The sequence below is a fragment of the Thermodesulfobacteriota bacterium genome, from assembly GCA_031082315.1.
Lineage (GTDB): Bacteria > Desulfobacterota > QYQD01 > QYQD01 > QYQD01 > QYQD01.
In genome coordinates this window covers 76,765-101,698 of record JAVHLC010000001.1, presented here as the reverse complement: position 1 = coordinate 101,698, position 24,934 = coordinate 76,765, and the positions used below count along the sequence as shown (strand labels likewise).

18 protein-coding genes and 1 other RNA gene are annotated in these 24,934 nt (G+C 49.5%); 7 read left to right on the top strand and 12 right to left on the bottom strand.

Annotated features, from left to right (window positions below):
- Positions 1-49: 49 nt before the first annotated feature.
- The 5 genes from RDU59_00475 to RDU59_00455 all read right to left on the bottom strand — a co-directional run bounded on the left by RDU59_00475 (position 50) and on the right by RDU59_00455 (position 7,337).
- Positions 50-2,935 (bottom strand): PAS domain-containing protein, encoded by a 2,886-nt coding sequence (locus RDU59_00475; protein ID MDQ7836957.1) that lies wholly within the window; start codon positions 2,933-2,935, stop codon positions 50-52.
- A gap of 263 nt (positions 2,936-3,198) precedes the next feature.
- Positions 3,199-4,290, bottom strand: a complete 1,092-nt coding sequence (locus RDU59_00470; protein ID MDQ7836956.1) for a DUF763 domain-containing protein — start codon at positions 4,288-4,290, stop codon at positions 3,199-3,201.
- A gap of 150 nt (positions 4,291-4,440) precedes the next feature.
- Positions 4,441-5,274, bottom strand: a complete 834-nt coding sequence (locus RDU59_00465) for an aminotransferase class IV (GenBank protein MDQ7836955.1) — start codon at positions 5,272-5,274, stop codon at positions 4,441-4,443.
- Positions 5,267-6,766 (bottom strand): aminodeoxychorismate synthase component I, encoded by a 1,500-nt coding sequence (gene pabB / locus RDU59_00460; protein MDQ7836954.1) that lies wholly within the window; start codon positions 6,764-6,766, stop codon positions 5,267-5,269. The genes RDU59_00465 and pabB overlap by 8 nt, the downstream gene beginning before the upstream one ends.
- Complete coding sequence (locus RDU59_00455; GenBank protein ID MDQ7836953.1) at positions 6,759-7,337, bottom strand: aminodeoxychorismate/anthranilate synthase component II; 579 nt, start codon at positions 7,335-7,337, stop codon at positions 6,759-6,761. The genes pabB and RDU59_00455 overlap by 8 nt, the downstream gene beginning before the upstream one ends.
- Positions 7,338-7,498: 161 nt before the next feature.
- Between RDU59_00455 and RDU59_00450 the strand changes: the two genes are divergently transcribed.
- From RDU59_00450 to nrfD, 7 genes are all read left to right on the top strand, one after another.
- Entirely contained in the window at positions 7,499-10,894 is a 3,396-nt protein-coding gene (locus RDU59_00450) for a UvrD-helicase domain-containing protein (GenBank protein ID MDQ7836952.1), read from the top strand.
- A 233-nt stretch (positions 10,895-11,127) separates the two neighbouring features.
- Positions 11,128-11,718 carry an RsbRD N-terminal domain-containing protein gene (locus RDU59_00445; GenBank protein MDQ7836951.1) on the top strand — a complete coding sequence of 197 codons (591 nt, stop codon included), beginning with the start codon at positions 11,128-11,130 and terminating at the stop codon, positions 11,716-11,718.
- Between the two features lie 6 nt (positions 11,719-11,724).
- Positions 11,725-12,717 carry a sulfate reduction electron transfer complex DsrMKJOP subunit DsrM gene (dsrM, locus tag RDU59_00440; GenBank protein ID MDQ7836950.1) on the top strand — a complete coding sequence of 331 codons (993 nt, stop codon included), beginning with the start codon at positions 11,725-11,727 and terminating at the stop codon, positions 12,715-12,717.
- A gap of 38 nt (positions 12,718-12,755) precedes the next feature.
- Positions 12,756-14,378 carry a (Fe-S)-binding protein gene (locus RDU59_00435; GenBank protein MDQ7836949.1) on the top strand — a complete coding sequence of 541 codons (1,623 nt, stop codon included), beginning with the start codon at positions 12,756-12,758 and terminating at the stop codon, positions 14,376-14,378.
- Positions 14,371-14,799: a sulfate reduction electron transfer complex DsrMKJOP subunit DsrJ gene (dsrJ, locus tag RDU59_00430; protein ID MDQ7836948.1), complete on the top strand. Its 429-nt coding sequence runs from the start codon at positions 14,371-14,373 to the stop codon at positions 14,797-14,799. The genes RDU59_00435 and dsrJ overlap by 8 nt, the downstream gene beginning before the upstream one ends.
- Positions 14,772-15,545: a 4Fe-4S dicluster domain-containing protein gene (locus RDU59_00425; GenBank protein MDQ7836947.1), complete on the top strand. Its 774-nt coding sequence runs from the start codon at positions 14,772-14,774 to the stop codon at positions 15,543-15,545. The genes dsrJ and RDU59_00425 overlap by 28 nt, the downstream gene beginning before the upstream one ends.
- Before the next feature lie 10 nt (positions 15,546-15,555).
- Positions 15,556-16,710, top strand: coding sequence for an NrfD/PsrC family molybdoenzyme membrane anchor subunit (gene nrfD, locus RDU59_00420; GenBank protein MDQ7836946.1), 1,155 nt, complete (start codon positions 15,556-15,558; stop codon positions 16,708-16,710).
- Positions 16,711-16,758: 48 nt separating this feature from the next.
- Here the strand turns inward: nrfD and uvrC are convergent, their stop codons facing one another.
- The 7 genes from uvrC to RDU59_00385 all read right to left on the bottom strand — a co-directional run bounded on the left by uvrC (position 16,759) and on the right by RDU59_00385 (position 24,932).
- Positions 16,759-18,591, bottom strand: coding sequence for an excinuclease ABC subunit UvrC (uvrC, locus tag RDU59_00415; protein MDQ7836945.1), 1,833 nt, complete (start codon positions 18,589-18,591; stop codon positions 16,759-16,761).
- Positions 18,582-20,576, bottom strand: a complete 1,995-nt coding sequence (uvrB, locus tag RDU59_00410) for an excinuclease ABC subunit UvrB (protein ID MDQ7836944.1) — start codon at positions 20,574-20,576, stop codon at positions 18,582-18,584. The genes uvrC and uvrB overlap by 10 nt, the downstream gene beginning before the upstream one ends.
- Positions 20,577-22,070, bottom strand: a complete 1,494-nt coding sequence (gene cysS, locus RDU59_00405; protein ID MDQ7836943.1) for a cysteine--tRNA ligase — start codon at positions 22,068-22,070, stop codon at positions 20,577-20,579. It abuts the gene before it with no gap.
- Between the two features lie 14 nt (positions 22,071-22,084).
- Positions 22,085-22,582 carry a 2-C-methyl-D-erythritol 2,4-cyclodiphosphate synthase gene (gene ispF, locus RDU59_00400; protein MDQ7836942.1) on the bottom strand — a complete coding sequence of 166 codons (498 nt, stop codon included), beginning with the start codon at positions 22,580-22,582 and terminating at the stop codon, positions 22,085-22,087.
- Positions 22,566-23,267 carry a 2-C-methyl-D-erythritol 4-phosphate cytidylyltransferase gene (gene ispD, locus RDU59_00395; GenBank protein ID MDQ7836941.1) on the bottom strand — a complete coding sequence of 234 codons (702 nt, stop codon included), beginning with the start codon at positions 23,265-23,267 and terminating at the stop codon, positions 22,566-22,568. Before ispD ends, ispF begins: the two co-directional genes overlap by 17 nt.
- Before the next feature lie 272 nt (positions 23,268-23,539).
- Positions 23,540-23,911: RNase P RNA component class A (gene rnpB / locus RDU59_00390), an RNA gene on the bottom strand.
- 289 nt (positions 23,912-24,200) lie between these two features.
- Positions 24,201-24,932, bottom strand: a complete 732-nt coding sequence (locus RDU59_00385) for a C4-type zinc ribbon domain-containing protein (protein ID MDQ7836940.1) — start codon at positions 24,930-24,932, stop codon at positions 24,201-24,203.
- Positions 24,933-24,934 lie beyond the last annotated feature (2 nt).

The following is a 24,934-nucleotide window of genomic DNA, read 5'->3' as shown; positions in this document are numbered from 1 at the left end:
ACCCCAATGGTTCAAAAGCAGAGGCGGTTTTTAGGAGGCTTTTCTCCGCTTACTTACTGTTTAATGTATCCAAGACTTCTCTTACCTTTTGTGAAAATTGCTCCATATTGAATGGCTTCTGGATAAAACCACTACAACCGCGTTCCAATATCTCGGTCGCCTGGCCGTTCATGCTATATCCGCTGGCCAGCAGGCATTTTACATTGGGATTGATCTCCTTCAAGCGATCATAGACTGCACCACCACCCATGCCCGGCATAATCATGTCGAGGACAACTACATCAATGGTATCCTTATGCTTTGCATAAATTTCCAAGGCGTCGTGTCCGCTTGTGGCCGATAAAACCTGGTAGCCCAGTGTCTGCAATATCTCCCGGCTGATATCGATAACCATATCTTCATCATCAACAAGAAGGACTGTTTCGTTACCGCTCAGCAGCGTTTCAGATGCCTTTTGTTTTTTTACTATCTTCTTTTCCGAGGCGGGCAGGTAAATAGCAAAAGTGGTTCCGTGACCTATTTCGCTATAAACATTTATGATGCCGCCATGATTTTTGATGATTCCGTAGGTAGAGGCAAGGCCCAAACCAGTTCCCCTTCCTATCTCTTTGGTGGTAAAGAATGGCTCAAATATCCTTTGTTGAGTTACCTTATCCATACCAACTCCAGTATCGGTAACCGAAATTTTGACATACCGGCCCGACTTGACATTGAAGGGCTGGACATAGCTCTCATCAAGTATAACGTTTTCAGTTTGGAGATATAAATCTCCACCTTCAGGCATGGCCTGCCAGGCATTCACATAAAGATTCAGCATTACCTGTTCAATTTGACTCGCATCTACCTCAGTTGTCCAGATGCCTTCCCGGAGTTTTCTGTGAATTCTTATCTCTTTTTGGGTACGGCCGAACATCCCGGAACTCTTATCGATCAATTCATTGAGATCAGTAGGGTTAACCTCATATTTTCCGCGTCTGGCAAAGCCTAGAAGCTGTTTGGTCAGATGGGCTCCCCTTTGAACTATGTCCTCTAGTTCCTTGAGGTATTCGAAATGGGAGTGATCGGTATGCATGAGCATCAGCGAAACACGCCCTTGAAGTCCCGTAAGCAAGTTATTGAAATCATGGGCAATGCCACCTGCAAGAGTACCAATGGCCTCCATCTTTTGGGCCTGAAGTAGTTGGGCCTCGATTTTCCTTTTTTCTTCCTCGATCCGTTTTCTCTCGGCAATATCGACATTTACTTCAGCAACCAGCCATTCTCCCTTATCATCCTGGAACGGTATGGTAGTAACCTGTATTGGCCTATCACCTTCCTTAACCAGGATTTCTTCAGTGACGGTAATGGCCTTTGTTTCCAAGGCCCTGGGAATTCCACAGCCAGGGCATATCTCGCTTCGTCCCATAAAGTATTCATAACACTTTCTTCCGGTGGGATCGCCGTATAGCTTTTTCCATTCCGGATCGATGTATCGGATGTTGAATTGTGAATCAATAATATCGAGGCCGGTTTTTGTGGCCCCAAGGATGAACTCCATTTGTTGTTTGAGTATCTTGATATCCCTTTCAGCCTGTTTACGGTCCGTGATATCGCGTAGAAATTCTACCACCGCCCTGGGACGGCCATCCTCATAACGCGCAGCCACACTCGCCGTACCCCAGAAGACCCGCTGTTTTCCATCCGGCCCGACGATTTCCGTCTCAAATTCGTGGACGTCGCCGTCCTTAAAACATTCCTTCACGATGCACGATACACAATTTTCGTTGCTTCTATGGTAAGCAGTATAGCACTTCTCACCAACCAGATCCGTGCGGCAGAAATTAGCTGCAAGGTCGTTTGTCCATATGATATTAAAATGTTCGTCCACCATGATCATGAGATCGGTTATCGAATCGACGAGTCCCGCCAGTTTTTCCTCACTCTCTCTCAGGGCCTTTTCGGCCTTCATTTTTCCCGTAACATTCCGCGCTATCTCAATGAGTCCAACCACTTCACCGGATTCATTCTTGAGTGGTATCCCATAATCTTCCCAGTAGGATTCTCCTACAACGTTCATAGCCGGCTGATACTTGATGCCGTGCTCAATCTGCCCGCTTTCCAAGGCCCTTTTGCATGGACAATCAGGGCAGGGAGTGTCGGAGTTTTGATAAACTTTATGACAGGTATGTCCTGTGAGATTCTCTGGTTTTTCATTAAGTATGGCCCCGGCCGTCTTATTTGCCCAAACTATCCGCATCTCCTTATCAATCTGCACAATCATATCAACTGAAGCGTCCAGAATAGCCTGTTTTTGTCTTTCGCTCTCCCGCAGGGCTGCCTCTGTCTTTTTCCGTTCGGTGATGTCTTTAAAGTCCTCAACTATACCAACTAGTTTTCCACCGGGAGTCCGAACCGGAGTTGCCGTCAAAATACACGGTACTGTGGTACCATCACTTCGCTTTTTTTCAACATCACATTCGACGCGCCCTTCGCCCTGGGAAATACGGGTCAGTGGACAAGCAGGAGAATGACACAGAGGGCCGCGAAACACCTCATAGCACTTTCTACCTATTGCTTCATCCTTGCCTATGCCTGATAGAGCCGAGAATGTGTCGTTAACCCGAAGTATATTGAAGTCGTTATCAACCAGGCGCATCCCGTCAGCCGCAGTATCAAGAACCTGATTGAGTTCTGCGTATGCCTGTCTGGTTGCCTCCTCGGCCCGCCTGCGAACATTGATGATAGAGTCAGCATAAATGCTGAACGCAATGAACATGAGCACTACTATTGAGCGCATCCAGGCTTCGTGTGTTTCCGGGCTAAGTATCTGTTGAAAAAAGGTGCCGTCCTGGAAGATATAAACATGCATAGCCGCCTCAATAATCCAAAAGATTGCGCTAAGCACGATTCCTATCAGTATCACCTTGTTATGTGCTAGATGTATCTTGTTGATCATCGTTTTTCTCTTGTTATGGATATACGTTTTAAATACGAGTCGGAGAATACAACCCCTCTTTTAAATCTTCGGCACGTTTATTCCCGTTATTTAAGCTCCAGCCATCTTTAGTTTTCAAATTGAAGCTCCCCGCAGTCCGCCTGGGCGGACGGGGAATCTCCGTATGCAAGGTAAAATGCATCATATTCGCTCGCTATGCATGTTCAAAAGCGCGAGAAATAATCCGCGTAAATGTTATCGCCTGCCAGGTGGATGATAACATATTAAGAACACCGTGCATAGTGGGCGAGCCTCTTTACAGCCTCCATCTTTTCCGTTCTTCCCACTTTCGATTGTGAGATTGCTTTCTGAAGTACTTCAATAGATCGATCATAAATTTTTCTATCCACCGGATAGGGATGGCCGTCTTTGCCGCCGTGGGCGAAGCTATAACGGGCCGGGTCACGGAAACTGGGTTTTACCCCATAGACCAGTTCGGCTATGAGGCTAAGGGCCCGTATGGTTTTGGCGCCGACTCCGGGCATCCCTAAAAGTACGGAAAACTCTTCCGGCTGGCGGTCATGGGTTTTGAGGAGGACCTGACCCACCCGATCCGGATTTATGTCACCTCCCTGTATCTCATGGCGGGGAGGTAGAGAGAGCGTCTGAATCTTCTTTAATTCCCGAACTAAAGTATCAGGTTTTTCTCTGGATAAGGCAGTTACGGTTTCCCTTGCGATCCGGCTTTCCTGGGCCACCATATTAAAGACAGGCTTCTTCTGATCGCAGCAAATAGCGGCATGCGGTTCACAGACGAAGTCCTTTACCCCTTCGCCGAGCCAGTGATATCTACGCGCATAATGGGTACTCTCGTTCATGCCCTGCTGTATGACGGCCCATGAACCGCTATTCGTAAATATAAAACAGTGATGATAGAGTTGATAACCATCCTGGAGGGCGTTGTTATCCACCTTGGCCGCCATGCGGCTGGCGTATATGAGCGGCGATGGTTCGATTTTAAAGGTATCCCCGGTCTTCAAGATTTCGTCCGGGGTCTTTCGGGAGGCAGCCCCCTTGCCGCCGGCAACCATCAGTTCCAGATCAAGAGAGATATCTTTGATGCCTTCTTTCAAGGCCCCGCAGACCGTGGTCGTAAGGCCGGAGCTATGCCAGTCAAAGCCTAAAACGCAACCGAAGGCCTGAAACCAGAAGGGATTAGAGAGCTTTTTTAACATCTCTTCCGGCCCGAATTCACTCACGATGACGATGGTGATTTCACGGGCCAGTTTGACCATCCGGGAAAAGAGCCATCGGGGGGCCTTCCCGTAATGCAGAGGTAGGTTGGCTATTCCGGTGCGCAAGTTATCAGCGGCCATGTGTGTTTTCACCCCAGGACGCAAAGCACGCAGAGAGTATATTTTGTCTTTTTAATCCATTTTTTCTCTGTGTCTGGGTTACTATTGATGACTATCAGCTTTTAACCTTCAGCTTTCTGGCTCCCGACTGCTGTGGACTGCTTATTTAAATTATTTTACACCTTGTAAGAGAGCAGATAAAGGTTTTTCTAGTGGAAGGGCAGTTTCCCCAATTCTGGCGACCGGAATCACCCCTAAAAGGGAATTGGTTAATAAGACTTCTTCTGCCTCTAGCAGCATGGAAACCGTGGTCGGCATAGTAACTATCTCCCGTCCCTGTTCCTTTAAAAAGTTTATTACCTGGCCTTCCATGACCCCACGCAGGTAATGCGGCGATTCAGGCCGGAAAATGGAACCTTCTTTGACATAGAAAATATTGGTGGTTGCTCCTTCCGAGACCGTGCCATCGACGTTTAAGACGATGGCTTCATCTGCGCCATTTTTCTGCGCCCATTCTCTCGCACTGAGATAAAATAAATAATTTAGGCTTTTATAATCAGCCAAAAAAGAGTGACGCGGATAGGGGAAGACCTCAACTATCAGCCCGTTATTATACTTTTCGGGGGCCGGCGGCACATACTCGCGGGCATAGATGATGACTGTGGGCGCCTCCTCTTTGGGAAGCCCGAGTTGAGGCTTACCGGGACCGCGCGTCACCACGATTTTTACGGCGGCAACAGTTTCCTTGAGGTTATTTTTCTTGATAAGCAGGTTGATCTTATCTGTCCACTCGCTCTCTTTCGTGGTTAGAAGGCCGAGGTTGAAGAACTTGCATGACTGATAGAGCCTTTCCAGGTGGGCTTCCAGGAAAAGCACACGACCGTTTTCGGCACGCATGGTTTCAAAGAACCCGTCTCCGTATAGAAATCCTCGATCAAAGACCGATAGACAGGCCTTACGGCCATCTATAATGTCACCATTGAGGAGTACGTATTCCTTAGTCATATTCTTTTGTGAGATCATCTACCTGATGCAGCAGCTTAAAAAATGTCTCTCCTTTGTGTAGTGTCTCCTGATATTCCGTCTCGGGATCGGAATGGTACACTATTCCTCCTCCGACGGACAGGTAGATTCGCCGGTCTTTATACACGGCAGTGCGTATAGCTATGCTGAGGTTCATGGTATCATGGAGACTTACATAGCCTATAGAGCCCGTATAGATGCCTCTTTTTACCGGTTCCAGTTCCTCAATAATCTCCATAGCCCGTATCTTGGGGCATCCGGTGATAGACCCGCCCGGAAAAACGGCCCTTAAGACGTTCGTCTGGGTACAACCTCTTCTTAGCATACCGGTGACAGTGGAGACAAGGTGAAAGACGTTCTGATAGGCTTCTACCCGCTTGTGTTCTTTTACCTGAACGGTTCCGGGGAGACATGCCTTTCCCAGGTCATTTCGCAGAAGGTCGACGATCATGGAGAGTTCCGCATCTTCTTTGGGACTCTCGATGAGTTCCTTTTTCATCCTTTCATCTTCTGCCGGGTCTTTGCCGCGCGGCCTCGTCCCTTTGATGGGCCTGGTCTCGATATAACTTCCTTCCCGCCGGATGAAGCGTTCCGGAGAGGTAGAAAGCACGCAGAAATCGCCACAGTTCAGGTAGGCATAAAACGGGGCCGGATTATCGGCGAAAAGGGCGCGAAAGAATGAGTACGGAGGCCCATCAAATTCAAAGGTAAAGCGCTGGGATAAGTTGACCTGATATATGTCTCCCTGGCGAATGTATTCGCGCACCCGTTTGATGGCGGAGACGTAGTCATCGTGGGTGAAGTTGGAGGTAAATTGTTTTATCTGAATATCCTTCCAGGCCCCCTTCAAAATTCCCCCTTGCCCCCATTTGGGAAAGAGAGGTATGGGAGGATTCGGGCTCGCTGTGCGGATTTTAGTCCGGAGTTTTTCTATCTTTTGATGGCCTTTTTCTGATTCCTCCCCATGCAACTGATGTTCAATGGTGACGAGCCGATAATTTTGTTCTATTCGATCATGGACAAGGATAATGCTTGGGAATATCAGATACAGATCAGGGAGGGAAAGATCGTTTTCTGCTACGTCCGGCAGCTTTTCCAGGTGATAGCGGAGATCATAACCAAAATAGCCTAGGGCGCCGGCATAAAAGGGGAGTTGGATGTCAACAGAGGACATATCGAGACCGTCTAAGATCTCTTGCAATATGTCAAACGGATTCCCAACAAGTTCGATAGCGGTGTGGCGGTTGTTTATCTCTATTCTTTTGCCCCAGGCCCGCACTACCAGGAATGGGTCGCAGGCAAGGAACGAGTACCTTGAACAATCTCCCCGGCCGCCGCTTAGAAGGAGGAAGGCATTCGCATCGCTGCTCAACGGAGCGAAAATGTCCTCTATTTTTTCATCGTTCCGGATGAAGTCAACCGGTTGAGATTCTATATTTACAATTTTTCCTGTTACCTGTCTTAGCTTATGCATGGGATTGTTTAACTAACCGCAGAAAATTATCAGCCATTTTATAACCATATTCCGTCATAAAAGATTCCGGGTGAAACTGGACTCCCCAAATAGGGTGATCTCGATACGCAATCCCCATAATCAGGTTTTCCTCATTCCAGGCAGTTACCCGGATATCGTCCGATCCCTTTCTGATGGTTAGCGAATGGTAGCGTGCCGCCCAAAAGGGATTAGGCAGATCAGCAAGGATACCTTCTCCATTGTGAAAAATTCTGTCTTTTTCTCCATGCACCGGGCGAGGCGATAGGACCGTCTGACCTTCGAAGACCTCGTTTATAATCTGCATGCCCAGGCAGACACCCAAGATAGGGCAAGTATCTTTAAATCGCCGGACCAAATCCTTGCAGATCCCGGATTCAGTCGGGGTCTTTGGCCCCGGAGAGATAATAATACCGTCTGGGCTTGCCTTCTCGATGTCGGATAGGCTTATGACGTTATTCCGCCACACATTTATCTCTACCGGGAATTGGCTGAAGAGCTGGACTAAGTTGTAAGTGAAGGAGTCGTAATTATCGATAAAAACCAGTTTCACTGCCGTCTCCAAAAAGAAAAAGCCACCCGAGCCTGGGTGGCTTACGCCTAGGACATAACTCTATTTTTGTATACTACCTGCCTTTCTTGTAGTCAACGAATTTATCTTACCTTAGTGATTTACATCTTACCCTATTCCGGCGTATATACAGACGGAGAAAGATGACTGGAGAGACAGACGTGGAATTTATTGCTGACCTTCATATCCATTCTTACCTTTCCCGCGCTACGGCCAGGAATCTTAACTTGGAGAACTTACACCTTTGGGCGCAGCTTAAAGGGATTACCGTGGTAGGGACGGGGGATTTTACACATCCTCAATGGTTCTCTGAGATCCGGGAAAAACTGGAACCGGCGGAGCCAGGGCTTTGGAAGCTCAGGCCTCAGTCGGCCAAGGAGATGGATAAAGAGATTCCGGCAAGCTGCAAAAGGTTGGTGCGCTTCCTCTTGAGTGTCGAGATCAGTAATATTTATAAGAAGAATGGGAAGGTTAGAAAGGTTCATAATATCGTCTTTGCCCCGGACCTCTCCGTCGCCGAGAAGATTAATGCCCGCCTGGCCCGGATCGGGAATATACGTTCCGATGGACGGCCCATCCTGGGTCTTGACTCCAAGGCGCTTCTGGAGACGGTTCTGGATATCTCAGAAGATGCCTTTGTAATTCCGGCCCATATCTGGACTCCCTGGTTTTCGGCGCTCGGTTCCAAATCCGGGTTTGATTCCCTTGAAGAGTGCTTTGAAGAGCTTACGCCCCATATCTTTGCGGCGGAAACCGGTCTTTCCTCTGACCCGGCCATGAACTGGAGGGTATCTAAACTGGACGGGGTGACCTTAGTATCCAATTCTGACGCCCATTCTCCGGCAAACCTGGGACGCGAAGCGAACCTTTTTGACACGGAGCTTTCTTACTTTGCTATTAGAGACGCCTTAAAGACCGGCGACCCCGGACGGTTTTTGGGGACCATTGAATTCTTTCCTGAAGAAGGGAAGTACCATTTTGACGGCCACCGAAAATGCGGAGTCCGGCTTTCTCCACGGGAAACCATGCGCTGCAAGGGACTCTGCCCGGTCTGCGGTAAGCCGGTAACCATAGGGGTAATGTATCGCGTGCAGGAACTGGCTGATCGCAATGCAGGGCAATATCCGGAAAGAACGCATCCATTTACCAGTCTTATTCCCTTGACAGACATCCTGTCGGAAATATTGAGATGCGGGCCAAAGAGTAAAAAGGTGGAAGGCTATTATCAGGAACTGTTAAGGAAGCTTGGGCCGGAGCTTGATATCTTAAGGATGCGTCCTCTGAAAGAAATCGAGAGTAAAGGCTCGCCCACCCTGGCCGAGGCGATCCGTAAGATGAGGGGTCAGGAGGTTCATATCGATCCGGGGTATGATGGCGAGTTCGGTAAGGTTCGTTTATTTACCGATGAAGAACTTGGCCGGCTATCCCGGCAGCAATCTCTGTTTCAGGCGTCCGGTGAGACGCTAATGTCTCAAAAAGATGCAGGGGACAATGAAACAATCACCCGCTTGCGGCGGACAAGGCACAATGAAGAAAATCCCCCCCCACCCCCCTTTGATAAAGGCGGGCATCCGTTAAATCCTCCTTTTCCGCACTCGGACAGATTCGACATCCGCCAAAGGTGGACATCTTCGACCGAGGCGAAAAAAGAAGATACCTCGCAGACTGAAGACCCCCTTTTGAACACCCTAAATTCAATCCAGCGAGAAGCGGTACAGCATACAGGCAGCCCTCTTTTGATTGTGGCCGGTCCCGGGACCGGAAAGACGCGTACCATCACCCATCGCATAGCCTATTTACTCTCACACCATATCGCGCAGCCGGAGGAGATACTGGCGGTTACCTTTACCAACAAGGCCGCGGAAGAGATGAGGGATCGCCTGACCTCACTCATTAAGGATTCAAATGTCCTAAAAGAGTTAACCATCAAGACCTTTCACGCCTTATGCCTTGATATCCTGAAGGGGAATGGCGAGGCAGTCGGGGTAAGGAAACCGTTTACCATCCTGACCGGGGCGGATCGAGACTATCTGATCAAGGGTCTTCTGCCTGCTGATTGCAACTTGAGAAAGATGGGCGAGGCCATTTCCAGGGCGAAACAGAATCTCCTTTCTCCAGGAGACGGCTGGGAGGACATAGCCGGAGATATCCCACGGGATTTGTTTGGCCGGATTTATGAGGCCTATCAGCAGGCGCTCGATGAGGCCCACCTCCTTGATTTTGAGGATCTGATTTTTAAGGTGGTGCGACTCCTTGAGGGTCACGAGGCCATCCGGGCGAAGTATCAGGAGAGATTTCGTTTTATTTCCGTGGACGAGTATCAGGACATCAATTATGCCCAGTACCGGCTCATTCGACTCATGGCCCCTTCAACCCACGACCTTTGTGTTATCGGCGACCCGGATCAGGCGATTTATGGTTTCAGAGGCTCATCGGTTCGATATTTTCATAAAGTTCAGGAGGATTATCCAACGGCCAGGGTACTCTGCCTGGAGCAGAATTATCGCTCCACAGAGACGATACTGCGGGCATCGAGGCAGGTGATGGGGGAAGGTGATGTCCGGGAAGGCCTCTGGTCCGGTATCCAGGGGACACGCCGGCTAACTATTGCGCAGTTGCCTACGGAGAAGGCTGAAGCCGAGTTTGTGGTTAAGAGCATCGAGACGGAGGTCAGGGGGATCAGCCACTTTTCTATGGAGAGTAGGAAAATCGATACTTCAGAAGAGGGTGGCGAACGGAGTTTTTCTGACTTTGCCGTACTTTACCGGATTAACGAGCAGGGAAAGGTCCTGGAAGAGGCGTTCATCCGTTCGGGGATTCCATTCCAGAGAGTGGGGAAAGAAAAGATCGTGGACCGGAAGGGGACAGCTCAACTCCTTTTTTGTTTAAGGATGCTGGAGCCTTTAGGGTGCGGTCTGGACAGGTTGGAGTTTTTCAATAGAAAGCGGATGCGGGGTCTTAGAGATGGGCTGAACCCGCTGAAAATAACATTAAAAGGAAAGACCGTTCGAGAGAAATTGGAGCGGATTTACGAACGTGTCGATTTTTTTCGTGATCTGTCAAAAGAGACAGAATTCCAGGAAGACGTACGCTATATCCTGTCTTTTTCTGAACGGTTCGGAGACAATGTCTCGGATTTTCTCACCCAGTTGGCACTTCAGGGTGAAGCAGATCTCTATGACCCCAGGGCAGAAAAGGTAACCCTGATGACCCTCCATGCCGCTAAGGGCCTGGAGTTTCCGGTGGTATTCATTACCGGCTGCGAAGAGGGCCTGATCCCTTACCTGTATAATAAGGAAAAGCAGACAGATAGTTCAGAGGAGAGGAGGCTGTTTTATGTGGGGTTGACTCGGACGCAGGAAAAGCTCTTTCTGAGCTACGCCAGAAAACGCCTGCTTTTCGGCACAAGGTCATCACAAAAAATCTCTCCTTTTCTGCAGGATATAGAGCAGTATCTCAAAAAATACGAAAACCCTTTTTCCAGAAAACCGTTGGCAAGAATTCAAGATGCGCAACTTAGCCTTTTTGATAAAAATTAATACAGTGACTCTGACGGCCTGACTAAGCTAACTTAATTTAAGGCCTTTAAGTCTTAGGGCATAGTGAAAAATGTCACAGCCAGACATGCGTTTTATTCTTGACACGCAAACGGAATTTGTCTATAGAATTCTAAACTGAGTGAGCCGCCATTCATATAATATTTTTTATTGACAGTGAAAGAAATAACGTGCTACAAGGGTAGCCGTATCTAAATTCAGGTGGATTTAACAGCATGTCTTCGCCCCAACAAGTTCGGGATATAACCCTGGAAAGCCTTTTATTACAAAAGAAATCCGCTATTGTGAGAAAGTGGATCGACGCGATCCTGGAGACCTACCCGGCTGACACGGCCAACTTCTTGAAGTCACAAAAGAACCAGTTCGCTAATCCCGTAGGCGCTATGATATCTGAAGGGATAGAAGGCCTGTTCGAAGAGCTTCTCAATGGGGTGGATCCTGAGAAAGTTTCTCCCTTTCTCGACAAGGTTATTCGAATCAGGGCGGTTCAGGACCTTACCCCCACGCAGGCTATTGCCTTTGTCTTCGTGCTCAAGAGACTGATTCGGGAAGAGCTGGGATCTGATATCCAAAAGCACCAGCTTTCTGACGAGCTGTTGTTTGTCGAGTCCAGAATAGATGGCTTGGCCCTCCTCTCTTTTGACATCTACATGAAATGCCGTGAGCAGGTCTATGAAATCAGGGCAACCGAGTGGAAAAACAGGCTCTTTAGATTGTTGCAAAAAACAAATATGATGGGCGAAATCCCGGAGGAACAGCCGGATCCCAAAGATACTAATATTGATAGCCTAAACGAAGTGAGGTAACGGTAAATGAGACTTTTGCTTCCCCTCATCGCAGTCCTGGCGCTCACCTTAATTGCTTACGCGGGAGTGAGTGGCGCTGGAATGAACTACCTTTTCGGTGTTTTTATCCCCTATGCCGCCTTTCTTATATTTCTGATAGGGTTCATTCGTCGCGTTGTACAGTGGGGACGTTCGCCGGTTCCATTTCGGATACCTGCCACCTGCGGCCAGCAAAAAAGTCAGACATGGGTCAAACGGAATAGATTCGATAACCCGTTTACTACCGGTGAGGTTATCATAAGGATGTTGTTGGAGGTCTTTCTCTTCCGTTCACTGTTCAGAAACACAAAGGTTGATTTGAGAGAAGGGCCGATACTTCGATACGGTTCGGCGAAGTGGCTCTGGCTGGGCGCTTTAGCCTTTCATTACTCCTTCCTGACTATTTTAGTTAGACACCTTAGATTTGTTACTGAGCCGATACCTTTCTTCGTAAAATGGGCTGAGACGCTGGACGGAATTTTACAGATAGGTGTTCCTGTGTTCTATCAGACGGATATGGTCATTTTGGCGGCCGTGGCGTATCTTTTCTTGAGAAGGGTCTTTGTCCCCCAGTTGCGGTACATCTCGCTGGCGAATGACTACTTTCCGCTCTTTCTGATTCTGGCCATAGCCCTGAGTGGTATTCTGATGCGTTATTTCTTCAAGACAAATATCGTGGGCGTGAAAGAGCTGACTATGGGACTGGTCACTTTCAGCCCCAAGATCCCGGAAGGGATTGGTGTTATTTTTTACATCCATCTCTTCCTGGTCAGCACCCTGTTTGCATACTTCCCATTCAGCAAGCTGATGCATCTGGGCGGGGTCTTCCTCAGTCCCACCAGAAATCTGGCTAACAACAACCGGGCAGTAAGACACATCAATCCCTGGAATTACCCGGTAAAGGTCCATACCTACGAAGAATATGAAGACGAATTCAGAGAACACATGAAAGAAGCTGGATTACCAGTGGAAAAGGAGTAACCATGGCAGGTCCTGCAAAAAAGTTTAAACCAGATCAGATGGGTTATTACGACCGCGAGGTGGTATCGAGAGTCGATCATAAACCGCCACGAGAAGACTGGATGGATACCAAGCCGGAGTTCAAGATCGGCAACTTTATCTATCCGGCAAAGCCAAAGAATCTGAAGTATGTCGGCCTTCCGAATCCGCGGGAGTGGGCGCCGATGGATGAGGACTGGAAACTGCCTGAAAATTGGAAAGAGATTCTCCTCGAAGGGATTGCCGAGCGGCTGGAAAAGTATCGTTCCTTCCGGCTCTTTATGGATATCTGCGTAAGATGCGGCGCCTGCGCGGACAAGTGTCATTTCTTCATCGGCGGCGGAGACCCCAAGAATATGCCGGTTCTGAGGGCGGAGCTTCTCCGGTCGGTATATAGAAAGCATTTTACCACTGCCGGAAAGATACTGGGGAAGATGGCCGGGGCCAGAGACCTCACCTATGACGTGGTAAAAGAGTGGTTCTTTTACTTTTTCCAGTGTACGGAATGCCGGCGCTGCTCGGTATTCTGCCCCTACGGTATTGACACGGCGGAGATTACCATAATCGGCCGGGAACTCCTTAACCTGATCGGCCTTAACGTCAACTGGGTACTCGAGCCCGTGGCGAATTGTTACCGGACTGGAAACCATATGGGCATTCAGCCCCATGCCTACAAGGAGATGACTGAATTCCTTTTAGAAGACCTGGAGACCGTAACCGGCATCAAGGTGACGCCAAGTTTCAACCGGAAAGGGGCAGAGATACTATTTATTACTCCCTCAGGAGACATCTTTGGTGATCCTGGCACCTACACCTATATGGGATATCACTACCTATTTCATTACTTGGAGAGTATGGGACTCGACATTACTTGGAGCACCTATGCATCTGAAGGCGGGAACTTCGGCCTATTTACCTCACATGAAATGATGAAGAGGCTGAACGCCAAGATGTATGCCGAGGCCAAGAGGCTGGGGGTTAAATGGATCCTGGGTGGGGAGTGCGGCCACATGTGGAGGGTAATTAACCAATATATGGGCACCATGAACGGACCGGCCGATTTTCTGGAAGAACCGGTCTCTCCTATTACCGGCACGAAATTCGAAAATGCCAACTCCACCAAGATGGTGCATATCTGTGAATTTACTGCCGACCTTATCAAACACAACAAATTGAAACTGGATCCGAGCCGAAACGATCACATAACGCTAACCTTCCATGACTCCTGCAACCCGGCTCGGGGCATGGGAATATTGGAGGAGCCGCGCTATGTCATCAAGAACGTATGTAATAATTTTCATGAGATGCCTGAGAATACCATCCGGGAGCAGACCTTCTGCTGCGCAGGCGGGGCCGGACTGGGTACGGATGAGATGATGGAGATGAGACTGCGGGGTGGGCTGCCCAGAGGAAACGCGGTGCAGTATGTCCAAAAAAAACACGGCGTGAACCACTTGGGTTGCATCTGCGCCATTGACCGGGCTACGCTGGTGACTCTGTGTAACTACTGGGCGCCAGGGGTGGAGGTAACAGGTATCCATGAAATGGTAGCGAATGCCCTGGTCGTACCTGGAGAGAAGAAGAGGACTCAAGATTTCCGTTTTCGACCCTTAAAGGGAATGGAGGAAGAGGCTGATGTATGACGGAGGCAAAATCATAACCGGACTGGTCGTTTTCGTTGGCCTGGTAACCTTCCCGCTTTGGAGCAATGTGGGCAAGGCCGCTAAGAAGCCAGACCCAAAAATCGACACCCCTGTAATCCAGCAGTTGGCAGAGAAAAAGTGTATAGAGCCGAAGGCATTCATGCAGGCCGAGCATATGAAAATTCTTAACGACTGGCGTGATTCCGTGGTCCGCGATGGGAACAAGTTATATGTGAGCAGTAGCGGTAAGACGTTTAATATGAGCCTTCAGAATGAATGCATGAACTGCCATTCGAATAAAAAGCAGTTCTGTGACGAATGTCATAATTACACGGATGTAAAACCGTACTGCTGGACTTGCCATATCGAACCGAAAGAGAAGGAGAAGGTGGCATGGGCATCAATAGAAGAGAATTCCTGAAGATAGTCGGAATCTCCGCTGTAGCCGGGCTTGGAGGCGCGACCGCTGTTGACTTGCTTCGAAGAGCCCCGGTGGAGGCTTCGCAGGTTTCACCCAATCCAAAGGCGTTAACGGCAAAGAGATGGGCCATGGTCATTGATACGCGGAAGCTGACCGAGGCCGATTGCAAAAGGATGATTGAGGCCTGCCATCGCGTTCACAATGTCCCGGACATCGGAACGAAACAAGAGGTAAAATGGATCTGGACCGAGGAATATGAGCACGCCTTCCCGGATGATATGAACAAATTTGTCTCGGATGAGGTTAAGCATAAGCCGTTTCTGTTGCTTTGCAACCACTGCGACGAGCCGGCCTGCGTGCGGGTGTGCCCCACAAAGGCCACATATAAAAGGCCAGACGGTATCGTGATGATGGATATGCACCGATGCATAGGGTGCCGTTTCTGTATGGCTGCCTGTCCCTTTGGAGCCAGGAGCTTTAACTTCGGAGACCCACGGCCGTATATCAAAGAGGAAAATCGAAAGTATCCGACGCGGATGCGCGGAGTTGTGGAAAAGTGCACCTTCTGCACGGAGAGATTGGAAGAAGGGCTGATGCCGGCCTGCGTGGAAGTCTCCAATGGGGCGCTGATTTTTGGCGATCTGGATGACCCGAACTCAGAGGTCAGGCAGGTGCTTCGTTCCAATTACAGCATCCGGCGTAAACCAAACCTGGGTACGCAACCTTGCGTTTATTACATAGTATGAGGTAAGGGCTATGCTTGAGAAGGCACTATACGGAAGTAAAGGCTATTATGTATGGATATTGTTGCTGCTTGGTCTCATTGGGTTGGGCTCTATTGCCTACTACACACAGCTCACACAGGGGCTGAAGATAACCGGTATGAGCCGGGATGTCTCGTGGGGTTTTTATATCGCCCAGTTTACCTATCTGGTCGGCGTGGCCGCCTCGGCAGTGATGTTGGTTTTGCCTTACTACTTCCATCACTACAAGGCGTTTAGCAAGATGATTATTTTAGGGGAGTTTATGGCCATCTCCGCGGTGAGCATGTGTATGCTTTTCATCGTCGTGGATCTTGGCCAGCCACAGCGTCTCCTGAATGTCATTTTGCACCCCACACCTAATTCAATCCTTTTCTGGGATATGGTCGTTTTGAATGGGTATCTCTTTCTGAATATCATTATCGGCTGGACTACACTCCAGGCAGAACGCAAAGGCGTAACGCCGGCCTCGTGGATAAAGCCCCTTGTGTATCTTTCTGTAATCTGGGCCTTCAGCATCCACACCGTGACGGCCTTCCTCTACGCTGGTATCCCAGGCAGACATTACTGGCTTACCGCTATTATGGCTGCACGATTTCTGGCCTCGGCGTTTTGTTCCGGGCCTGCGATACTCCTTCTGCTGTCCCTGCTGTTGAGAAGGTTGACAAAGTACGATCCCGGGAAAGAGGCGATCCAATCTTTGGCGAAGATTATCACCTATGCCATGTGTGTCAACGTCTTCTTCTTTGGACTTGAACTATTCACTGCCTTCTACAGCAATATCCCAGGGCATATGCATTCATTTGAATACCTTTTCTACGGCCTGGAAGGGCACAATCTTTTGGTCCCCTTTATGTGGGCTGCTGTAGTGATGGCCTTTGGTTCCTTGGTTTTACTGATTCCGCCTGCCTTCCGGAACAACGAAAATATATTGATCCCGGCTCTTCTTATGCTGGTTGGCGCGAGCTGGATTGACAAAGGACTGGCCTTGTTGGTGGCCGGGTTTGTTCCGAATATGTTTGAAAGGGTAACAGAGTATGCACCGACGATCCCGGAACTGGCGGTTTCTATGATGGTGTATGCGACCGGCGCGCTGATATTAACTGTTCTCTGGAAGGTGGCTGTCTCGGTCAAGAAAGAGATAGCTTAGAAACTTTTTAGGTAAAGTTCATATAGTTTAAGGTGGGTTAGCGAGGGCTCATTCTGTTATGGAATGAGCCCTTTTATAATTTTCCAGAAAAGCCTTTATGTTAGCCGCTAAAGAGGGATTTATCCCCTTGACCGAGGCGATTTCTTCGACTGAAGCCCCTTTCAGTTTTTCTACGCTGCCGAAATGTATAAGTAATCTTTTTTTGAGCACACTGCCGACCCCCGGGATCTCATCCAAAAGCGACCGGGTTAAACCCCTTTTGCGCAGCTTGTGGTGGTATTCTATGGCGAACCGGTGGGCCTCATCCCGAATGCGTTGCAGGTAAAGGAGGAGCGGGGAGTTCCTTTTCCATAAAACGGGATTTTTACGTTCCGGGAGATATACTTTGTCTGTTTCGCCCTTTTTCCCCTTGGCCAGAGCGATCAGGTCCACGCGGCCACTGCAACCCAGGTCTTTCAATGCCTGCCTGGCCACGTTAAGATGGCCCTTACCGCCGTCTATGAGCAGCATATTCGGCCATGGATCTTCCTCTTTGGCCCGGCGCAGACGCCGTGAGACCACCTCACGCATCATGGCGTAATCATCCGGCCGCTCGGGCAACTTTATTTTGTATCGTCGATAGAGGCTTCGACCAGGGATGCCATTGATAAATGCTACCAGGGAACCCACGGCCATTTCCCCGCCGATATTGGATATATCGAGGCCCTCGATGCGTTCGGGATAATACCTGAGGCCCAGTTTTTCCTGCAAAAGTGTCAGGAGATTATGGCGATCCCCTTCCTCCTTTAGTTTTTGGCGGAAGGAACCCTCGGCGTTTTTCATGGACAGAAGCAAGAGTCGATGCCTGTCTCCTTTTTGGGGTATCAAGATCGATACCTTTTTTCCCGTCTTTTCCCCGAGCCAGGAGGCGATCACCGCATGGTCTTCCATGGCCAGCGGTATAAGAATTTCCCCGGGTATGTATTTCCCCTCACCATAAAATTGTCTTAGAAAATGGGATAATATCTCTTCGTTTGTCGCCGGCGCTTCCCGGAAAGGAAAGGTTTTATGGCCGATCACGGCCCCGTTACGGACGAAAAGGATGGATATCTGGACAGACCCGTCCTGCCGGTATAGCCCGATGACATCCCGGTCAACAAGGCGTGTGGAGGTCACGGATTGCTTTTCTAAAGTCCGTTTTATGGCCGATAGGCGATCCCGATAAAGGGCGGCCTTTTCATATTCCAGGCGGCCGGCGAGGGTCTGCATCTCTTTTTCGAAGATTTTTACGAGGTCCTGGAGTTGCCCGCGAAAGAACAAAACGACCTGGGCAACCAGTTTTCGATATTCTTCTTCCGAAATCAGACCAACGCAAGGGGCCGCGCAGCGTTTGATCTGGTAATTGAGACAGGGGCGGGTACGTGATTTAAATACGATGTCACCGCAACGGCGCAGCGGGAAGATATGCTGCAGGGAGCGCAGAGTCTCACGCACGGACGCGGCGGAGGAAAACGGGCCAAAGTATATGGCGCCATCATCGGCCGGGCGCCGGACGATGGTAATGCGGGGGAACTTCTGACAAGGGTCGAGACGCAGCGAGAGATAGTTTTTGTCATCGCGTAAAACTACATTGTATCGAGGCCGGTGTTTTTTAATCAGGTTGCATTCCAGGATGAGGGCCTCTTTCTCGTTCTCCGTCAGGATAGTCTCGATAGAGGCGGCCCGGGTGAACAGGGCCTCCGTCCTGGTCCCCTGTTCCCGTCTTTTTTGAAAATATGAAGCGAGCCTTTTTCTTAAGTCTTTGGCCTTTCCCACATAAAGGACGAGGTCTTTAGCATCCTTGAACAGATACACACCTGTTCCGTGGGAAATAGTAGAAAGAATATCCTCACTTAACGCCATGCCAACTCCTGCTGTCTGAGGGCGCGTACGCGGTCACGCAGTTCTGCAGCCCGCTCAAATTCCAGGTCCCTGGCGGCGCGCTTCATCTCTTCCTCCAGGGATTCTATGCGCCGGGCGATGTCTTCAACGGTTAAAAACGCCTCTGTTTCTTCTGCGGCCACGGGCACCGTGTAGTAGTCAGCCTCATAAACCGAGGTAAGGACATCCCTTATGGATTTTTTGATAGTGGTCGGGGTAATATGGTGCCGGCGGTTATATCCGGCCTGCAGCTTCCGCCTGCGTTCGGTTTCTTCTAACGCCCGCATAATAGCCGTGGTCATATGATCGGCGTAGAAAATAACCTCGCCGTGTATGTTCCGGGCGGCCCGGCCACAGGTCTGAATCAGGGAGCGCTCCGAACGTAAAAAGCCTTCTTTGTCTGCGTCCAGGATGGCTACCAGCGAGACCTCCGGTATATCCAGACCCTCCCTGAGGAGGTTAATGCCAATGAGGATATCAAAGACTCCGAGGCGCAGGTCCCGTATAATTTTTGTTCTTTCCAGGGTGGCAATATCGGAATGGAGATACTTTACCCTGAGCCCCAGCTCTGCATAATATTCGGCCAGGTCTTCGGACATACGTTTGGTAAGTGTGGTTACGAGGACCCGTTCTTTTCGCTTAAGGCGTTTTCTTATTTCCTCCAGGAGATCATCGACCTGGCTCACTGCCGGTTTCACAATAACCCTGGGATCAATCAGACCGGTAGGCCGGATGACCTGTTCGGCTATATGGCCGGACGCCTTTTTAAGTTCGTGGGGGCCGGGTGTGGCGGAGACGTAAATTACCCGCCTTGCGCGTTGTTCAAACTCGGCGAAGTTCAGCGGGCGATTATCCAGGGCCGAAGGCAGACGAAAGCCGTATCCCACCAGGGTTTCTTTGCGGGAGCGATCTCCCCGGTACATGGCCTGAAGCTGAGGGATGGTGATGTGACTTTCGTCGATAAATAGGAGAAAATCTTCCGGGAAATAAGACAGGAGGGTGGGTGGAGGTTCTCCGGGTCTTCGGCCGGTCAGGTGGCGTGAATAATTTTCTATGCCGTGGCAGTAACCAAGCTCCTGCAGCATCTCCAGGTCAAAATTGGCGCGCTCCTCAATGCGCTGGGCCTCTACCAGACTTCCTTGATCCCTGAGAAAATCGATCCTTTCCGTTAATTCTGCCTTTATGCTCTCGATGGCCTGCAGCAAGCGGGGGCGTGTGGTCACGTAGTGGCTGCCAGGGTATATGAGCGCCTCTTTCATAGTCCTTCTGACTACCCCACGTAACGGGTCTATTTCCTTAATGGCCTCGATGGTATCGCCAAAGTATTCGACGCGGATGGCACGGTCCTCTTCACAGGAAGGGAATATCTCCACGATGTCGCCGCGTACACGAAAGGTCCCCCGGTGAAAATCTATGTCATTTCGCTCATAAAGCATGGCGACCAGGGCCCGCAGGAGTTCTTCCCGGCCAAGTTCCTGCCCTTCAACGAGGGCCAGGTGCATGCTGCGATATTCATCGGGAGAGCCGAGGCCATAGATACAGGATACACTGGCCACGATGATTACGTCCCGCCTCTGCAGGAGGGAACTGGTTGCGGAATGGCGCAGGCGGTCTATGGCGTCGTTTATAGAGGCGTCTTTGGCGATATAGGTATCTGTTTGCGGTATATAGGCTTCCGGCTGATAATAGTCATAATAGCTGACGAAGTACTCCACGGCGTTTTCGGGAAAAAGCTGTTTGAATTCATTGAAGAGTTGGGCGGCCAGGGTCTTATTTGGGGCTATAACAAGGGCGGGCCGCTCTGTCCGGGCAATGACGTGGGCCATGGTAAAGGTCTTGCCGGAACCGGTAACACCGAGGAGTACCTGGTGCTTGTGGCCTTTCTGCAGGGAACGGGTGAGGGCCTCAATGGCCTTAGGCTGGTCGCCTAGCGGCTTGAAGTCTGAAACCAGATTAAATAAGGACACTTACTCCTTTATCTCCCAGGTTGTTCCCTGTGGGCTGTCTTTGAGAATTATATTGGCCCCGGCCAACTTTTTGCGGATAGTATCGGCGGCAGCCCAGTCTTTCTTTGTGCGGGCCTCTTCCCTTTGGCGTATGAGATCGCTGATCTCTTTTTCCGGGAGAGGGATTTTTCTCAGTTTTTCTGTCCGTCGTTTTTCCAGATAGACCCTGGGCTCGGTAGCGAAGAGATCCAGTACCTGGCCCACTTCCCTGATGGCCGAGGCGCCGGCCCCGATAGCATCCAGACAGGCCCGGGCTGGCTCCTTTTTGCTGATCTGCAAGAGGGTGTTTATCCCTTTTGCCGCATCAAAGATATGGCCCATGGCCTGGGCCGTGTTAAAGTCATCGTCCATGGCCTGGTAAAATAGTTTTTTAAGATCTTTGATCCGGGCACAGGCGGCTTCTGCTTCAGGCGGCAGCGAAACTCCTGTCGCAGCTGCGCCGGGGCGCTTACCCGGAGGGGCGGCGGTGATTTCCAGGGCCTCACCTAATGTAGCGTATATTCTATCCAGACTGACCTGCTTCTCCCGGATAAAGTCTTCTGAGTAATCCAGGGGGCTGCGGTAATGTTTGGAGAGTAAAAACAGGCGTAGGGCCTCAGGATGGTAACCGGACAGGATATCCTTTATAGTCAAGAAGTTGCCAAGGGATTTGGACATCTTTTCACCATTTATGGTCACAAATCCGTTGTGCACAAAATAGCGTACAAATGGTTTTCCAGTGGCGGCCACGGACTGGGCTATCTCATTTTCATGATGCGGAAAGATGAGGTCCTGTCCCCCTCCATGGATATCGAAGGTCTCCCCCAGGTAGCGGATACTCATGGCCGAGCATTCTATGTGCCATCCGGGCCGGCCCGGCCCCCAGGGGCTTTCCCAGGCGGGTTCGCCCGGCTTGCCGGTCTTCCAGAGGGCAAAGTCCATGGGATGGTGTTTTCGGGGGTCAATTTCTACTCTGGCGCCGGCCTGCATCTCTTCCGGGCTGCGATGGGAAAGCCGTCCGTAACCAGGGAACTTTTCCACAGAGAAGAAGACATTACCTTCAGCCGCATACGCATACCCTTTGCTTATCAGGGTCTCAATCAAACGGATGATATCCTGGATATGCTCGGTGGCCTTTGGCTCCACGTCCGGCCGGGCCACGCCCAAGCTCTCCATATCCCGGTGGAATTCCCCGGTATAGTGTTCGGAAAGCTCCTTACAGGAGACTCCCTTTTCTCTGGCCCGGTTGATGATCTTGTCATCTATATCGGTAATGTTTTGTACGTGAGTCACCTTAAATCCACGGTGGCGCAGGTAGCGAATGATGACATCAAAAACTACGGCTGCGCGGGCATGGCCCAAATGGCAATCATCATAGGCAGTAATACCGCAGACGTAGATACCGACCTGGTTATCCTGCAGAGGCTTAAAGTCTTCCTTTTGACTGCTAAAGGAGTTGTATAATCTAAGCGTCATATTATCTCTCTTTTTCAGGCGCTCGAGGGGTTTTGTCCAAGGAGAACCACGGCAAAAGCAGCCATACCCTCTCCCTGCCCTGTAAACCCCAGTCCTTCAGTGGTGGTGGCCTTTATGTTTACGCAAAGAGGGGATATTTTCAAGACTGAGCTGATATTCTGTACCATTTGCGGGATGATTTTTTGAATCTTTGGCCTTTCTGCCACGAGGGTCAAGTCTGCATTGCGCACACAAAGTCGCTTACGGTTGACGATATGCATAACTTCTTTTAATAAGTACATACTGGAGCTATCTTTATAACGCAGGTCGTCATCCGGAAAGTGACGTCCGATATCACCCTCGCAGGCGGCGCCCAGTAAGGCATCACACAGGGCATGGATAAGGACATCGGCGTCAGAGTGGCCCAACAACCCCTTTTCAAAGGGTATTTCCACACCACCGATCACCAGTCTTCGGCCCTCTACCAGGCGGTGTACGTCGTAGCCAAAACCTACCCTATGTGCTGTCTCCATATCTATATCTCAGCAATATCTCCACTAATTTTAGATCGGCAGGCGTGGTTACCTTTATATTGGTGGAAGCCCCCTTGATTATATAGACCGGTTCTTCCAGCCTCTCTACGAGCGAGGCCTCATCCGTACCATAGAAATTGTCTTTTTGGGCCTCTGTAAATGCCCTTCTTAAGAGTTCAGCACGGAAGGCCTGCGGCGTCTGCGCCTGCCATATAAGACTTCTTTCTACCGTTCTTATAATGCACCCGTCGGCCGAAACCTGCTTCAACGTATCGTTCGCCGGCATAGCGGCAATGGCTGCCCCTTTTTCTTTGGCCAATTCTATTACTTCTTTTATAGTATCCTCATTGACCAGCGGCCGCACCCCATCATGCACAACGACTATTTTGTATTTTTCAGGTATAGCCCGCAGCCCGTTACTTACAGACTGTTGTCTGGTTTTTCCACCGGCCACCACTTTCCATAGTTTTTTAAATTCACCCTTAGTCTGGAATAGTTCCCGGCCGATTTTAACCATATCCGGGGGGAGCACTAAGATGATATTATCAATACCCGGACAGTTTTCAAAGACCTTGATTGTATGCCAGAGGAGAGGTTTCCCAAGGACAGGCAAAAATTGTTTGGCGACGGGCGCGCCTATCCGCACCCCTTTGCCTGCTGCAGTTATTATAGCTATGGTGCTCATTTATAGAAAAGCAAAAACGCCGTTAGCGGCGCCACAACTTGAAAAAACGTAACAATTTAGATTTTTGAAAGCCTGTCGTGAATGTGATGCGTTGTAAAACCTAAAGTGTTACCACTTATATGAATGAATCTGGAAATCAAGAAATCAGGAATAGGACAGCATTTTTCTTCATGAGTTCCTGAGTTCCAAATTTAAGAATCTGTAGCATTTCAGGCTGTTGAGAGCTGAGGTGATCCAATGTTTTCAAACAGCTAAGGTGTTATGGAAAAACAAGTTAGAGTAGGCTGTAAGCCGAGTTCTGTTATCCACCGGAGGTGGACGATGGTCATTCCTCTACGACGTCAATTGCTTGACGCCTCTAGCAACCAACCCGGGAACCTCGGACGGGCCGCCCTCAAACGTCCCCCTATTTGGTTTTGCTCCAGGTGGGGTTTGCCTAGCTCCCGGTGTCACCACCGGGACGGTGAGCTCTTACCTCGCCTTTTCACCCTTATCACGCCAGAGGCGGACGGTATATTTTCTGTGGCACTTTCCTTGGGGTCACCCCCAGTCCGCGTTACGGACCACCTTGCCCTCTGGAGCTCGGACTTTCCTCTTATCCCCTCGCTTTGCAGGAGAGGACGAGCGACCACCTTGCCTACTCTAACTATGTCACTATAAAAATAGCACAGTTAACCAATTTATTCAATAAGATCCATTGCCGGATGTGCGTTAGGCTGTTAGTTCTGAAATTCTCGTTTTTTATGACAGGAAATCTTCAATCTCATAACGCAAAGACTCTGGTTGGTAAGTTCAAAGTTTAAAGTTCAAATGAATGCCAAAGCCCAAAACTCAAAGCTGAAGGCTGTTTGACATTTTGCCATTTGAAATTGTGCTATCACTTTTTTAGTTCTCCGCCTTCGGCGGATCCAGATTAGGGCAGGAGAAAAGAAACTATCCTTTTTCATTTGCTGCCTTAGGGACATCCTGGTAGTAAATTATGCGTTGGCAGCTTGGGCAGTATATCATCTTTTTTTCCTTAAGCAGTTCATTATACAATTGTGGCGGGATATTCATGTGACATCCCAGGCATACGGCATTTAGGACACCCACTACGGCCAGGCCGTTTCTCTTGCTTCTCAAAAAATCATAGCGTTTGAGGAGCTCCTCCGGTATGTCTTTGACCATTGTTTTCCTATTTCCTTCAAATTTAGCCAATGCCTTGTCATATTTCTGAAAAAGCGAATCTAATTTCCCTTTTTCGATGTTTATCTCTTCCCCAATTTTACTTAGCTCCTCTTGTTTTTCTTTGATTTCTTTTTCCAGCCGCTCTATATCTTCCATGACGGCTACGATCTCATCTTCCCGTTTGCGATTCGCCTTTTTAATTTCCTCTATTTCTTTTAAGAGGGCCTGGTATTCCCTGTTTGTCTTCACTGCCATTAACTTGCCCTGGCATTTTTTGAGATGAGCTATTTCGTCTTCTAACTCTGTTTCCTTTCCTTTTTTCTTTTGTTTTAGTTCCTCTTGTTTTTCCAGGATAGCCTTTAGCTCTTCTTCTTGTTCTTCTGCCTTTTTTTCGATATGGCGCAACCCCTTTGGGCCTTCCTCTTTTTTGTCCTGAATGTGTTTTACTTCCAGATCAACGGCCTGGAGCTTGATGAGCAATTTTACCTCTTGTTGCAATG